This is a genomic window from Frankia sp. Mgl5 (assembly GCF_023242985.1).
GTDB lineage: Bacteria > Actinomycetota > Actinomycetes > Frankiales > Frankiaceae > Parafrankia > Parafrankia soli.
In genome coordinates this window covers 1-317 of the sequence record NZ_JALKFY010000014.1, presented here as the reverse complement: position 1 = coordinate 317, position 317 = coordinate 1, and the positions used below count along the sequence as shown (strand labels likewise).

1 protein-coding gene is annotated in these 317 nt (G+C 55.2%); it reads right to left on the bottom strand.

Annotated features, from left to right (window positions below):
• A partial coding sequence (locus tag MXD62_RS08140; protein WP_248828793.1) for a nicotinate-nucleotide--dimethylbenzimidazole phosphoribosyltransferase occupies positions 1–317 on the bottom strand: 317 nt, incomplete at both ends.

Sequence of the window (317 nt, the reverse complement as noted above, 5' to 3'; positions counted from 1 at the left end):
ATTCCCATTTCTCCAATAATCAGAAGCTTGGCGCCTTGTTCGATCATCTGACAGGCCGATTCCATCCCCGCTTTCACACACTGCACGGCTTCCCCGGGACTCATAGCATCCTGCTGCAGGAAGTTGGCTGTGCCGTATCTCACCTTCCGACTGATCACTCCCGGCAGGGCAATATCGGTGGCCACGCCGACATCCACCACCTGCAACATAGCACCGATTTGCCTCGCGAAGACATTGATCGCTGCACCCCCATTGCTGAAATTCAGCATCATTTGCGCCGTTACTTCCTGTGGGTAAGCGGAGACCCCTTCCTTGAC